The organism is Sphingobacterium sp. DR205, assembly GCF_011064245.1.
Classification (GTDB): Bacteria; Bacteroidota; Bacteroidia; order Sphingobacteriales; family Sphingobacteriaceae; genus Sphingobacterium; species Sphingobacterium athyrii.
In genome coordinates, this window is the sequence record NZ_CP049333.1 from 4,753,939 (window position 1) to 4,768,699 (window position 14,761).

At 39.4% G+C, this 14,761-nt stretch carries 13 protein-coding genes and 1 tRNA gene; 6 read left to right on the plus strand and 8 right to left on the minus strand.

Going from position 1 to position 14,761, the window contains the following annotated elements; translation table 11 throughout:
- Positions 1-1,941, minus strand: a complete 1,941-nt coding sequence (locus G6053_RS20610) for an AAA domain-containing protein (protein ID WP_346774509.1) — start codon at positions 1,939-1,941, stop codon at positions 1-3.
- 198 nt (positions 1,942-2,139) lie between these two features.
- On the opposite strand from G6053_RS20610, the gene G6053_RS20615 reads away from it, so the two are divergent.
- From G6053_RS20615 to G6053_RS20625, 3 genes are all read left to right on the plus strand, one after another.
- On the plus strand, positions 2,140-2,478 hold the full coding sequence (locus G6053_RS20615; protein WP_165308249.1) for a cupin domain-containing protein: 339 nt from the start codon (positions 2,140-2,142) through the stop codon (positions 2,476-2,478).
- A gap of 68 nt (positions 2,479-2,546) precedes the next feature.
- The gene (gene bla / locus G6053_RS20620) at positions 2,547-3,296 is read left to right on the plus strand and encodes a BlaB/IND/MUS family subclass B1 metallo-beta-lactamase (RefSeq protein WP_165308250.1); all 750 of its coding nucleotides are present in this window, start codon (positions 2,547-2,549) and stop codon (positions 3,294-3,296) included.
- 77 nt (positions 3,297-3,373) lie between these two features.
- A tRNA-Ala gene (locus G6053_RS20625) sits at positions 3,374-3,447 on the plus strand.
- Between the two features lie 94 nt (positions 3,448-3,541).
- Here the strand turns inward: G6053_RS20625 and G6053_RS20630 are convergent.
- A complete protein-coding gene (locus G6053_RS20630) occupies positions 3,542-3,970 on the minus strand; it encodes a nuclear transport factor 2 family protein (protein ID WP_165308252.1) in 429 nt (142 codons plus the stop codon).
- A gap of 288 nt (positions 3,971-4,258) precedes the next feature.
- Here G6053_RS20630 and G6053_RS20635 point away from each other — a divergent pair, with 288 nt between their 5' ends.
- Positions 4,259-5,515 carry a hypothetical protein gene (locus tag G6053_RS20635; protein ID WP_241254783.1) on the plus strand — a complete coding sequence of 419 codons (1,257 nt, stop codon included), beginning with the start codon at positions 4,259-4,261 and terminating at the stop codon, positions 5,513-5,515.
- Between the two features lie 3 nt (positions 5,516-5,518).
- On the opposite strand, the gene G6053_RS20640 is transcribed toward G6053_RS20635, so the two are convergent.
- Complete coding sequence (locus G6053_RS20640; RefSeq protein WP_165308253.1) at positions 5,519-6,643, minus strand: peptidoglycan bridge formation glycyltransferase FemA/FemB family protein; 1,125 nt, start codon at positions 6,641-6,643, stop codon at positions 5,519-5,521.
- 258 nt (positions 6,644-6,901) lie between these two features.
- Here G6053_RS20640 and G6053_RS20645 point away from each other — a divergent pair, with 258 nt between their 5' ends.
- Positions 6,902-8,563 carry a DNA polymerase/3'-5' exonuclease PolX gene (locus tag G6053_RS20645; RefSeq protein WP_108633693.1) on the plus strand — a complete coding sequence of 554 codons (1,662 nt, stop codon included), beginning with the start codon at positions 6,902-6,904 and terminating at the stop codon, positions 8,561-8,563.
- An 8-nt stretch (positions 8,564-8,571) separates the two neighbouring features.
- A complete protein-coding gene (gene ybaK, locus G6053_RS20650) occupies positions 8,572-9,048 on the plus strand; it encodes a Cys-tRNA(Pro) deacylase (RefSeq protein ID WP_165308254.1) in 477 nt (158 codons plus the stop codon).
- Between the two features lie 11 nt (positions 9,049-9,059).
- On the opposite strand, the gene G6053_RS20655 is transcribed toward ybaK, so the two are convergent.
- From G6053_RS20655 to G6053_RS20675, 5 genes are all read right to left on the minus strand, one after another.
- Complete coding sequence (locus G6053_RS20655; RefSeq protein ID WP_165308256.1) at positions 9,060-9,827, minus strand: methyltransferase domain-containing protein; 768 nt, start codon at positions 9,825-9,827, stop codon at positions 9,060-9,062.
- 47 nt (positions 9,828-9,874) lie between these two features.
- Positions 9,875-10,858, minus strand: coding sequence for a lipoate--protein ligase (locus G6053_RS20660; protein WP_108633057.1), 984 nt, complete (start codon positions 10,856-10,858; stop codon positions 9,875-9,877).
- 240 nt (positions 10,859-11,098) lie between these two features.
- Positions 11,099-12,112, minus strand: a complete 1,014-nt coding sequence (locus G6053_RS20665; RefSeq protein ID WP_165308257.1) for a glutathione synthase — start codon at positions 12,110-12,112, stop codon at positions 11,099-11,101.
- A gap of 13 nt (positions 12,113-12,125) precedes the next feature.
- Complete coding sequence (locus G6053_RS20670; RefSeq protein ID WP_241254784.1) at positions 12,126-13,958, minus strand: tyrosine/phenylalanine carboxypeptidase domain-containing protein; 1,833 nt, start codon at positions 13,956-13,958, stop codon at positions 12,126-12,128.
- Positions 13,948-14,727: an N-formylglutamate amidohydrolase gene (locus tag G6053_RS20675; protein ID WP_108633055.1), complete on the minus strand. Its 780-nt coding sequence runs from the start codon at positions 14,725-14,727 to the stop codon at positions 13,948-13,950. Before G6053_RS20675 ends, G6053_RS20670 begins: the two co-directional genes overlap by 11 nt.
- Positions 14,728-14,761 lie beyond the last annotated feature (34 nt).

Genomic DNA, 14,761 nt, shown 5'->3' on the forward strand with positions numbered 1-14,761 from the left:
TTACATCTCCGCAATATCCCATTCCCAAACACTATGGTAGTGGTCAAGATTTTCTGCGTAAATAATAAATTTCTGGTAGAACGAATGATCCCCTATCGTTGCGCTATCGCCAATGACAACCAGCTTCTTTTTGGCCCTTGTCATGGCGACATTCATCCGTCGCACATCGGATAAAAAACCAATCTGTTGTTCATTATTGCTTCGCGTCAAACTGATATAAATAATATCTTTCTCCTGCCCCTGAAAACTATCAATGGTTTGTACTTTGATAATAGCAGCATACGGCCGTAATTCCTCATCCTGCTCCAACATTTCCTTTAATATGGACACTTGCTTCCGGTAAGGTGCTATTATCCCAATACTAGGCCATTGTTCGATTGGAGAAGATCGTACCCAAGTTGCGATGGCTGTCTTTAAATGAGATTTCAGAAAACTGGCCTCCCCGAGATTATAGATCGCACCATCACTTTCGGTTTCCTCAAAACCTGCCCCAGCTGTATCAATATATACAATCGGTTCCGTATCGTTTGCTATTGTCCAATGCGCAACAGAACGATCAGCTTTCAAGAGACCTCCATATAAAGCTGAGGACGGGTAATTCATAATCTGTTCGTTCATTCGATATTGGATATCAAGCAACGAAACCGCTTCGGGATAAAGATCGATGAGCTTTTCAAACAGCGTATTACTAAGTTTATTATATATACCTTTATTTGATTTCACTGTTGGTGAGAGTTGACAATGATCTCCAGCTAACACCAATTTGTCTGCCTTTAATATCGGAATCCAACAGGCAGGCTCCAGTGCCTGAGCAGCCTCGTCAATAACAACCGTCTCATATCTTCGGTTTCGTATAACATCTTGATTTGCTCCTACTAGCGTCGCGGTTATTACCTGAGAGCGATCGAGAATATCCGCTACAATAAAATCCTGAATCCTATCCACATCTTTACGAATTCTGTAAGCCTCGTCAAACAATGCTTTCCTTTGCTCCCGTTCGGCCTTACCAAAATTACGTTTATATTTTTGGGCCATATCCGTATAGGTTCGAACTTGCTTTTGCAAAGACTTTATATCCTTATTCGCGCTATGGCGATCTATTTTACTGTCAAGGGTCAACTCCTGTAGGTGTTCAGATACTTTAACGGGATTACCGATTCGTGTGACGACTATGCCCGCAGCATCCAAACGCTCCGTCAATAGATCAACCGCAGTATTGCTCGGTGCTACAACGAGTATCTGCTTATTATTGCTCTTTAACAACGTGGCTATTGCCTTTATCAATGTGGTCGTTTTCCCCGTGCCGGGAGGGCCATGTAAAAGTGCTATGTCTGCTGTGCCCAAGACCCGCTGAACCGCCTTATTTTGGCCGTCATTGAGGTCTGGATGTTCAAAAAATAATTCTTTTTCTTCTGTATATAATTGTTCTGCGCCAATAAGCTTTCTAATCAATTTGCCTTGTCGTGGATCAGTCGCGATTTCCTTTGCCTGTCGCAACGCATTAGTCATTTCACGGTATGAATGCTCGTCAAATAATAAGTCCACACCGAGTTTTCCCCTTCTGCTCCAATCTGGCAGTTCTTCTATACGAAATGAAATCCGCATACTTTCCTTATTAACTGAAGATATAACACCATCTATCCTGTCCGCCTTTGGGTCATGGTTTGAAAATAGAGAAACAGGTATCCCGAAACGGAACCGATGATCAACATCGAGATGATTTGTTTTTTTTAAACTAACTGACAGATAATCTCCCCGCCCCAGTTCACTATCTGTAATCTGAATGGGAAACCAAGTCATCCCCTGCATCCTTCTTTCATTTAAACTGCTTTGCAACAATATTGCTTCATGCTGCATCTTATCATATTGCTGTTCTTCATTTAATAGGGAAATAAGTTCATCGAAATAATTCATACCTGTGCATTCGCTTTGATCAGACACAAAGTAACAGTTTTTTCAAACACTTTGCCGATCAGTTTTTAGATGTTATCGGATTTTTCTCGAATAAATCAGGTTATTTTTCTTTAACGACAGATGCTGTTCAACAACTTTTCAAGCTGAGCTACAAAAGTCATATTTATTTGCTATTATTGGCAATAACGATTAGTTGCTTAATTTTTCAAAATATAAACGATTAAAATGAGTGAGATATTCCTACACGATAATGCGCAGAGCTGGACGAACCTAGGCGATGGTGTACAACGTAAAATATTGGTCTATAACGATGAATTGATGTTAATGAAAGTCCGTTTTCAAAAAGGTGCGATCGGTGCCTTACACCGACACCCACATACACAAATATCTTATGTCAGCGCCGGAAAGTTTAGGTACCACATTGATGGCAAAGACGAGATTTTAACTGTCGGTGATTCCTGTATCATTCATCCAGATTTAATCCACGGCTGTGAATGCCTTGAAGAAGGCGAATTGATAGATTCTTTCACGCCACATCGAGAAGATTTCGTTAGGTCATCGTAACCAGTAAAAAAAGGAATTAAACAGGTCCAACTCAACAATATTCGTTCCGAACAATCGTTTATTTACTTATGTTCAAAAATACTATTTCGCTCTTCTCCGCAAAAGTAGCTACGCTACTTCTCGGTCTTTCTTGCTGTGTATTGCCATCTTTGCGCGCACAGGAAAAACCATTATCCATTGAAAAGATCAATTCACAGCTATATCTTTATACGACTTACAATACCTTTGAAGGCACCAAATATGCCGCTAATGCGGTCTATCTAATCACCAAGAAGGGTGTTATTCTATTTGATACGCCTTGGGACTCGACGCAATATCAACCGCTTTTGGACAGTATTAAACAAAAGCATCAACTACCTGTCATTGCGGTATATGCCACACATTGGCATGAGGATCGCGCGGGAGGATTTGCATATTATAATCGTATAGGCATTCCAACTTATGCGACAAAAATGACCAACGACCTGCTTAAGGCAAATCATAAAGCCCAAGCTACGCATCTCGTCAAAATCAACAAGACCTATAAAGTCGGTGGTCAGTCCTTCGTTTTGAACTTTTTTGGTGCAGGACATTCTTTGGATAATGTCGTTGTCTGGTTTCCCGACTATCAAATTCTGGATGGGGGTTGCTTTATCAAAAGCTCGGATGCAAAAAATTTGGGTAATATTGTTGATGGTGACGTCAAAGCCTGGAAGCCTGCATTAGCCAGATTATTAGCGAAGTATCCCCAGATAAAAATGGTTATCCCTGGACATGATGGATGGAAGGATAATCAGCAGATACAACGTACCGAAGAGTTGCTTAACGAGAAGCAATAAATAATAATACTAAAAAAAATAAAAAAGCAATTTTGTTTTTACAAAAAAGGTATTATCTTAGCGACAGAAAAACAAAGGGGGCATTAGCTCATCTGGCTAGAGCGCTTCGCTGGCAGTGAAGAGGTGATCAGTTCGATCCTGATATGCTCCACAAACAAAAGAGGCTACTTTTCACAAGTAGCCTCTTTTGTTTTTATACATTGCTCAGTTTCCCGAAACATCATTTCAATTTGTGGCAGTAATTCCTATTTGTAAGAGTTAACTGATTTAGAAATTTTCCAAGCACCGTTTTCCTTCACAAGTGTGATCAAATCGGTCTTAGAGAAACCATCAAATTGCATGGTTACTTTCGCAATAGCATAATCTGGTAATTCTTCAACGATCTGCGTTGTTGTTTTACAGTTCATTTTTATTCCTTTTTGTTTTTTCAAGAACTCAATCATCTCCGATCGGCTGTGATTTAAATCTTGTTTACCACAGATTTTCTGATTAAAATCAGAAGTGAATAGCCTATCTAAATTCGCTACCTGACCTTCGGTCATTGCGCCAACATATTCATCAATTGCCAAATCAGCTGTAATTAAATTACGTTCTTCTGGTTTAACCGAAGCCATTGAGCAAGTGGAGATTGCTATCATTGCTGCTGCCACAAATGTTTTTACTAAAGTTTTCATATCTTTTCTATTTATAATGTATTAGTATATTTTCTTATTCTATAGTCGCACACAACCTAAATTTGTTGCGCTTTTTTTTCATTTATTTTCTGATTCAAATTTAAGACAACTCATGTGTTGATTCCATTACATTTAGATTAACATTACATTAAAATCGGTAAATGCCGTTTTTTTGTAGGTGAATAAAAATTCGGCTTTGTCGACTTATCGGTAAAACTCCACAGAAAGAATAATTTATTACACAGAATATTGCAATTCTGTCCAATTCCTCTTAGATTGCGTGCTTTCATGGCACACTACGACAGACGACATACTTCTTATACTATTTTCACCCTTTTGATGGTTTCGTTGGTGATATACCAATCTAAATTATACGCGCAACGACCAGTCAATGAAATAGAAATTACCAAACATGTTGCAGATACAAGTAAACAGCGCGACCTGATCGATATTGGAAAAGCAATCCTTAAGATAAAGCCACCGCAGTCGGTCGATAGCACAGGAAAAAAGTTTTACTTTTCTTTTTTGCCGTTTTCAACAAACGTTCCTGGAGGTGGGCATGCGCTGATCACAAGTACCACAGCCGGATTCTACCTAGGTGAACGCAAGAGCACCTATATGTCAAAAGTCACTTTCACACCCTATACAAATTTTGGAAAGCGATTTGGTCTCCCTATCCGCTCCTATGTATGGCTGAAAGATAATACCTGGGTGATTGATGGTGATATCAGACTATTAAAATACCCCCATGAAACCTGGGGAATCGGAAAAGAACATCATGGTGACCAGCAGATCAATTTGGATTATAGCTATTTTAGGTTATATCAACACGCGCTAAAAAGAATACACGGGGGACTGTTTATGGGAATTGGTTATGATCTGGATTACCGGATGAACATCAAATCTACCGGTGATATTCCGCTTGCAGACTACACCTCCTATCCTTATGGCACGGATTTAAAAGATCATACTGTTTCATCGGGTCTGAGTCTCAATCTCATTTATGATACGCGCGCGAATTCTATTAATACCTGGTCTGGCAATTATGCCAATTTACAATTTCGCGTAAATCCGGTTTTTATGGGGAGTGATCAAAATTGGAAATCCTTATTTCTCGAAATCAGAAGATATCACCGATTGACTCAGGATCCCAACAAGCAGAATATGATTGCTGTACGTAGCTTTTTCTGGACTGTTTTCAATAGTAAAGCGCCCTATCTTGATTTACCCAATTTGGGCTGGGACCCCTACAATAGTTCTGGAAGAGGTTTCCCCGTAAGTAGATTCCGAGGTAAATCATTGTATTATCTAGAAACAGAATATCGTCGTGACATCAGCAGCAATGGGTTGTTTGGCTTTGTTGCTTTTATGAATTTCACGACTGTGAACGGCCCCAAAAACAGCATGTTTGCAGACTGGAATATCGGTACAGGTGCAGGCGCCCGAATTAAATTCAACAAAAATTCAGGTACCAATATTGGCATTGACTACGGCATCAGTACGAATCACCGTGGTGTGAGACTGACTTTGGGTGAAGTATTTTAATACTTAACTCAAGTGATAACTTTGGTTTTTAAACTCCATGGAGGCGTAATATCTATACTTTTCTTTGCTTAATGGATAATCCCAACAGCCCATACGATGATAAATTTCACCTCCAAATCCGGTTTTAAATCTATAAAGTCCGTATAGGGGATGTGATGGATCAGCTTGGGGAGATACACCAAAGAAATCATATTCGGTACACCCCATTTCCTTTGCAACCTGCATGGCACGCCATTGCAAAGCATAAGTAGCCATATAATTACGATTTTCAGAAGCCGATGCCCCATATAAATAGGTGCCCCGATTTGCCGCTATGACGAGAAACATTGCAGCTAAAGGCTGACTTTCCACCTCTGCAACCAACAGGTAAACGTCCGCCGGCGACAATGTATCGTTTGCTCTTGCTGAAAGCACAATCTTAAAATAGTTGATATCATGTAAGAAAAAGTTATTTCGGGCAGCTGTCTGCCGATATAATTCATACCAGATCTCCAGACTTTCCAGGCCAAGGGAACGCACCTTTACACCTTTCCTTTGCGCCAGATTAATATTATATCGCGTTTTTGATTTCATATTGGCCAACAAATGATCTTCTTCGCCCTTAAGGTTCATAAAAATGGTATTAGAAGGAAGAATATCCGTATTTGCCTTATGAAAATTCCAATGTTCCGTATTAAAATTAAAGCGCATTTCCTGAATTCGTTTTTCTGGAACACCTAACCAATTTCCATAAAGGTCATAACAATCATCATCCTTCGCCCAATGTGATTCCCAGGATAAATCATAACGTATCATAATACAGTTTTGAGGCAGATACCCACGTAAACTCTCGGAAAGTTGCTCTAAAAAATGCCCTTGATTTTCTTCTGATGGTTCAATTTCAGGTCCATACGGTACATAAGCTATGCTATGTTCATGATCTATCGTCTGGATTATAATCAACAGATCTCCCACAAAGTAAGTATCGTCTTCCACTCCGATATAAAGATCAGAGTGCTTCGATTTGAAATTAAAAGCCTTCGATTCTATCCCCTGCATCTTTTTCACAGCGGACCAATAGGCTGTCTGCTGAATAATACCTGTTTTGTAAAGGCCGCTGACCTCTTTGTCACTTATATCTGCTATCATAACACCACTAATTGTTATCGGATATTTCAAAAAACACAATATCCTCTATCGATTTCAATACCCAAAAACGACAAACTTAGCCAAAATGCTCGGTTATACAGGTGTTCATTTGTCACTTTGTTGTTAATTTAATAAAACAGGGAATTATTCTAATAAAAAATGGCTTTTTCACATTATTTAACGGGATTATATTGTCAACTTCATTGGTATTTTGGTTCAAAATTTAGGATATTTGTAGCCTAACAACTCACCACGATGATGGACAATAAAGCGATCTCTAAAATTTTTAAATTGTGTAGCCAATTAATGGAACTTCACAACGAAAATCCATTCCGGACAAAGGCTATGGCTAGTGCATCTTTTAAATTGGACAAATTACCTTTTCGTATCGATGAAGCCTCGCTTGAAGAATTGAGTGCACAACAGGGTATAGGAAAAAGTACAGCCGAAAAAGCAAAAGAGGTGGCACAAACGGGAATGTTTAAGGAGCTTGATGAGTTATTGGCAAATACGCCATCAGGGGTTGTTGAAATGCTAAACATAAAAGGTCTAGGCCCCAAAAAGGTGCAGATTATCTGGCAAGACCTAGGGATTGAAAGCGTCGGTGAACTACTGTATGCCTGCAATGAAAACCGTCTTGTTGAAGCCAAGGGATTTGGATTAAAAACCCAGGAAGAAATAAAAAAATCCATCGAATTTTCCATATCGAATCAAGGGTGGTTTCTGTATGCCAAGGTATTACCTCAGGCCGATGTATTTTACACTGTTCTAAAAACACACTTTCCTTCTTCGCTCTTATCTTTCACAGGAGATTTTAGAAGAAAATGCGAAGTATTAAGTACGGTAGATCTTCTCATTTCCGAAAGCATTGAAGCCGTAGAAAAATTTCTGATTAATTACACGTTGGTAGAGAAAACAGAAAATTCTTTGGAAATCACAGATGAATTCGGTTTTACATTCAAGGTTTTCAGTACGAATATCAATGATTTCTACCGCGACCTCATTCTCAGTACAGGTTCTGCTGCACATTTGGATCTTCTATTCAACATTCTTTCTGATCTACCTTCACTTTCCAGCGAAGAGGCAATTTATCGCAATTTAAGGCTTGATTATATTGAACCAGAATTACGTGAAGGTCTCGACGAAATCGAACGCGCTCAGAACCATACTCTACCACAATTAATACAATTTAAAGATCTTAAGGGAACACTACACAATCACTCAACCTACAGTGATGGTGTACATAATTTAGAACAAATGGCTCTTCATTGTAAAGATACACTAGGTCTTGAATATCTTGGAATATGTGATCACTCACGGACTGCCGTCTATGCAAATGGCCTTTCCATCGAGAGATTGGTAGAACAATGGAAGGAAATTGCCAGCTTAAATGAAAAACTAGCGCCTTTTAAAATCTTTAAAGGGATAGAATCCGATATTCTAAGCGACGGATCACTGGACTACCCCGATGAAGTACTAGCACAATTTGATTTTGTTGTCGCCTCTGTTCACTCCAACTTAAAGATGGATGAGGAAAAAGCAACCGCCAGATTGATTAAAGCAATTGAAAATCCATATACAACAATTTTGGGCCATCCAACAGGCCGTCTTTTATTAAGTAGATCGGGCTATCCACTCGACTTTAAAAAAATAATTGATGCCTGCGCCGCTAATCAGGTCGTCATTGAAATTAATGCGAACCCTTTAAGACTAGATTTAGATTGGAGATGGCACCGCTATGCCGTGGAAAAGGGAGTATTGTTATCCATTAACCCCGATGCCCACCGCACCGAAGGACTACTGGACATGCAGTATGGTATTTTTGTTGCACAAAAAGGTGGACTTGAGTCAAAAAATTGCCTTAATACATATACGTTGGCAGAGATTACAAACTATTTTACAAATCGCAAAAGCGTATAAAGATCGTCATGTCACATAAAACAAATGCCGTTCGCCTTTTAGATACGGCAAAAGTAAAATATAGTTTAAGAGAATATGAAGTTGATGATCATGATGTAAGTGCTGATCATGTGGCTTTATCCTTGGGTCTGTCCCCTGAAACACTTTATAAGACTTTAGTATTGAAAGGAAATATAGACCCTTACATTGTTGCTGTAATTCCCGGAAATGCCCAACTTGACTTAAAAAAGATCGCTAAAGCATCAGGTAATAAAAATTGTGAAATGCTCCCTATGAAGGATCTCCTAGCTGTAACGGGCTATATCCGCGGTGGCTGCTCACCTATTGGCATGAAAAAACTATTTCCAACATTTATTGAGGAAGCAGCTCAATTGGAAACAGAAATTTCTGTGAGCGCGGGAAAACGAGGCCTTCAAATGATATTAAATCCCAACGATTTAGCAACGATGACCAAAGCGATCTGGTCAGACTTAATTAGTGTTTAAAATTTTCCTTTTTAATCCTTCCGTCCATACAATAGAATACGTTTGAAAGCGTAGATCGCCGGAAATTTCGAAAAAAATTGCTTTATGCGCATTTTAAAATCAGTAATGAAATCAGGGCGCTTATCTTCGTCCAATCGTTCGATATAAGGAATCAATGCCGATCCAGAAATAAAGTTATAAAGTGTATCCGATTCTGCTGCAATAATTGGATATATACGAAGGGACAGGTCCAATTCCTTCAAACCCGAATCAAACAAAATTGCTGCATAATCGTCTATACTTAGCACGGATGAAGGTCTGTTCCAGCCAGCTAAATAATTTCGATAAGGCTCTTCCTCAGCCATGTCAAACAAAATTTTATTTAATACATTGTCCGGTTGATAAGGCATTTGGACAGCTAGCTGTCCGCCACGGCTCAATTTGGAAATGAGCCGTGGGAAAAGTACACGATGATCATCCAACCATTGCAACGCCGCATTGCTGAATATTAGATCCCATGAACCCGCCGTTTCCAAAAAATTTTCAACATTGCCGTTCTCAAACCTTAGACGCTCATTTTCGAGTTTACTACTCGCCGATAACATTTCCGGAGAAGAATCTATTCCAAGAAATGTTGCCTGTGGAAATCTGTCACTTAAAATAGCCGTTTGCTCGCCGGTTCCGCATCCGAGATCCACGGCTTTCATCGTTACCTCCGAAGCTATTAGTTCGGATAGATCATAAAAAGGCTTGAATCGAATGTCTTTAAACTGATTATATACATCTGGGTTCCAAGGCATAATAACTTTTTTTTATTTCAGACCCTACGGGACTGATAAAACAATTTTTATTTAAACAATTCCAGTATTTCAGGCGCTTCAACTTTTCCAAAATAAGAAGTTACATCTATCGAATTCAGCAGAGCAGCAATTTCTTCCAACTGATGCTTTTCGCCAATTAGGAGTTCTTCCAACTCGTGAATAGATTTAGAAGCAAAAAAATCCCCAAAAATCTTGGCATGTTCAATATAACCTTTATGTACGTCTAAGTGTAATTCAATAAAACCCGCAGGAATCTTGATTGCCTTTTTAAAATTATAATTCGGAGAGAAACCGAAATTCCAGTCCCAGGTTTCATATTTTTCCTTCACCAGATGTTCGATATTCTGGATATCAGTTGCTGAGAAATGAATGACCTTCGCATCCGGATTTTCACGCTGCATCTCGGCGATCAAGAGTTCCTTAAATTTTATTGTTGTAAATTCCGGTGGGAGATAATCGATCAGATTTGTTACACGCGCCCTGTTCGACTTGACAGCCTTATCAATAAATTTAAGCGGATTTACTTTCAGTGCATCATTCAATATCTGCATCTGCGAATCGATTAAAATAGTACCATGTTGGATCATTTTACCATTTCTCGCGAGTTTCGCATTCCCACTAAATTTTTTTCCATCCACCAAGAGATCGTTTCTTCCTTCCAGTCTTGCTGGAATATTCAATTTATTCAAAACCGAAACAATAGGTTGTGTGAAAGTCGAAAAATCCATAAAATCCAAATTTCCCAATAGCGTATGAAAGGAAAAATTGAGGTTTCCTAAATCATGATAAACAGCACCACCACCGGACATCCTCCTAACGACCTTAATCTTATTATCGTTCACGTAATCAAGGTTTATTTCAGCGAGCGTATTCTGGAATTTACCAATGATAATTGACGGTTCATTCATATACAGCAAAAATATAGGCTCTTTTGGATATTTGGTGAGCAGATATTCCTCCGAAGCAATATTGAAATAAGCATCATGAGAAGGTGAATCTATAATAAACATCGTATTTTTTTATTTTCTTAAAATTAGCAAGAATTCAACTGGCTTGATTCATCTCAAACTCATAATTTTCATCAATCCCGCGTTTTGTTAGTTTCCTACTACAATCCTAATTACCGCCAAGAGATTTCAAATAACGCCAAAAACAACTGAGTTCTCAGAATCAGGTATGCTTTTAGACAGTCCGGTCAATTATTGATCTCTGCTCCCTTATTATAAAACCAATTACATATAATCGTCTTACTAAACGCCCGATGAATTTCTCGCAGATCCTATTTTTTCTTCAAGGTTTTTGATAATCAATGCGGAAAAATCTTCTTTTACAATCTCCTCTGTTTGGCATAAAGCTCCCGGACTAAAAACATTTATTTCCATAATACGATCGCCCACAATATCCAACCCCACGAAGTACATTCCATCCTGAATCAATTTATCTTTAATTTTATCAACCATCTGTAGCAACTCCGGCGAGATTATCGCGGCTTGAGTTTTTGCCCCTTGATGTACATTGCTCCGGATCTCATTCCCCTGCTGCACACGATGAACAGCAGCATATTTTCCATTGATGGAGACGGGTTCACCATTCAACAGAAAAAAACGGATATCACCGGCAGCTGCTTCGGGCAGATACTCCTGTCCAATCACATAGCCATCCCTGGCAATCGCCTCCACCGTTTGCTTTAGATTTTGTTGATTGTCTTTATTGATCAAAAACACATTTTTCCCGCCTGAACCTTTTAGGGGTTTTAGAATAATCAATTTATTTTGTTGTTCAAAAAACTCGACTACGTCTGCATAATTCCTGGTTACAATTGTCTTAGGCCGAATAGATTCGTCAAAACCTTCGAGATACAATTTGTTGCTTGCCCTACTCAAACTATCTGGATCATTGATGACCTGTACCCCTTTTTCTTTTAATAAGGAGGCGAACTGCAGCGCGGATGAAGCTGCCCAGGGTCTATTCACCATATCCAAAACCGGATCGAATCTAAGCCAAACCACATCCATCTTCTCCATATTCATTTTTGTCTTTGTCGTGGCTCGTAGCACCTCCATCAACCGCTTGGCTGAAGTAACCTTCTGCTCAGGCAATACTTCCCGCACATGGGCAGCAATATGGGCAGATTCATAATAAAAATCTGCTAATCCGATGTAATAAATCGCATGTCCTAGCTGATGCGCCTTCAATGCGAGCAGAGTTGTTGTGAAACGTTCCGTTTCTTTATGCGTTTGATTAATAACAAATGCTATCTTCATATAGTGTCGTTAATTATTGTATCATCTGAAATATTCCTTTACTTTTCTTTAGGTTGGCCAGTACATCCCTATAAGGGGATGTCAGGTATTTAGGTGTCAAGACTGGAGCATTCAGAATCCCTTTAAGCATCAGTTCCTCGACTATCGGAATATAATCCTCCCTGATCTTGCCCATAGTCAGCAAGGTGAGATCCCGACCACTTTTTATATAATTTATCAATTCGATCAAACCACTGAGGTATAACGCATCTTTCGTAAGCCCTCCGCTTCTAAAAACACGCATGGTCATCTGAAAAGCCGTCTCTGGCAGAAACTGATATTTATCTACCAACAGCGCGAAAGTATCTAAAAAAGTGTTTCCCTGTTGCATGTGATATACCGCTACCACCCTACCGGCTAATATGCGTAATCGATTATTCGTCAAGCCACCAACCAAGTATTCGGCGAGTACAGCCAATCCCTCCTGAAGCTTTTCATAGCCCGGCACACCCAATCTAAAAAGACTGAAAGGTTGCTGTTTGCCATTGTAATAAGTAACGATATGTGTTCCTACTTCGTGCTGAATTAATGCCTGCACCCGATGTCGGGGTAGACTATATTGTTTACTGATATTTAGCACCCCTTGATTCACCATGACCCCGTATATATCATCCCGAAGCCGTACAGTAGTTGAAAAATTCGGATCCTGACTTTTTAAATAATCCAGTTCCTCTTGCGCTAGTTTCGCAAACTCTTCGGCATAGACGATATCCTCTTCCTTTGTACGATGTTCTCTGTCCGTCGCTGTAATTGTTAATATGGCTTGCGCTTTTTCCAACAGCTTTTCGTTGACGGTACCAAACACCTGCATGCTGCCGAGTAGAAAGCCTTCTTTCCCTCGCTCACTGAGCATGCTCATCATCTGATCAAGCTCTTTGCGTTTGTCCCGGAACAAATAAGCAATCGATGGATCGTAGAGATCTTCAATATGCAGATTATACAAATTGCGTTTAATAATATCGGGGTCAATGGGCATCGGCCGGTAACGAAAAACAGGTACTTTGCGATAATTTCCTTTTCTGAACTGTAGCCATGCATCGTAAGAATTTGTCGGTGTAATTAATAATAGAAAATCAAAGCGTTGACTTTCACGCGCCAATTTTTGATCAATTTCCCAAGCCAATGGAAGCATCTTTTTGGGATGACTTATTTTAAACGATGTCGGTTTTGAGAGGGTATGTATCCGAATAAACTCAAAAAAAGTCTTGGACAGGCTTCGAGATATCGCTTCTCGAAAATGCCGCAGGTCAATCGGCAGTATTTGCTGATTAGTCCCTAACAGATACTTTGGTTTGATTTCCAGCCCCATGTACAAAATATTGCTATTTAACTTGTCCAGTTGAATACTTGCAGGTGAAAGACTCTGTGTCGCATTGGTTTTCGATTCGGTCACAATCTCAACCTTGGCAATAGATTCCTCTGTTTCCAATTGTTTTCCAAGATACTGAGCAATGGATTGTACATTTTTCCGGGCAATATGGATCTGGATATCCTCTTCCTGGCCTTGCCCTGCGGTCCATGCCTCTATAATAAGGCAGGCTCCAAATTCTTCTACAAGCTGATTGAGAATTGGAGCAATCCAGTCTGACACATTCATTTCGGAATCCTTCACCCTAAAATATGCGGGCTCTGATTTCACTAATTCCGCCAGCATCGGATCTGGATTAAAAAACTGTCGATAAAGAAATAAGTAAGGTACAACCTGATTGAACACCATTTTATTCTTTGGCGGTATCTGAACATGAAAAACCTCTTTATTTTTGATCTTTTTTAGAATGCCCGCCAGCTGCTTTGCATTATCTTTCATAGGCAAAATAGGATTCAAGGGTTTCTATACTCTGCATTAACAACTGTTTATATTCCTGTAGCTTTTGAGGGTAGACCTCTCCTGTCCATTCATTCATAAAGTCCTTGCGAAACTCAATAGAGAAAACACAACCCTTATCGCCGAATTGCTCATTTAAATAAGATGACAAAAAGCCGCCCTTAAATTTAACATTCTCACGTACATCATAAGCCTGCCCATCTTTACCAGTACGAAGTACATCCATAAATGAGCGGGTCAATTCCTGCCATTTGCTATGGTTGTGTTCTGTACCAATATTAATCTGCGGATTGTTGATTTGGTCAACAACTGTATCCGGACCATCGCGGCGTGCATTGTAACTATGAATATCGTAAACGACAAAATAACCATACCGATCGATGGTATTTTGAATCTGCTGTACTATTTTTTGATATAAGCGATCATAAGATTCATACAGTTGATCTTTATACTGCTGTGGCAAATCTGTTTCCCATACCTGTATTCCCCATGACTGTTCAGGTGTCAAATAAATTGCTCCGTCTTTATTCCGATTCAAATCCAATTGAAACCTCGATGTGCCACAAACAAAGCGATTGAAAGGCAATTCTGCCAAAATAGCAGTATACGGATCCTCTTCTCGTAACCGATTTTCGGGAGAAATATGCAAATGCGGTTCTAAATCCGCATCGATATGATGGCCATCGTGGATTGCAAAAGCCCAAAAAGGACTTCTATAATTTTCGAATTGATAAAGATAGGACAGCGACATGTACTTTATTTTAAACAGTTTCACATATTATTTG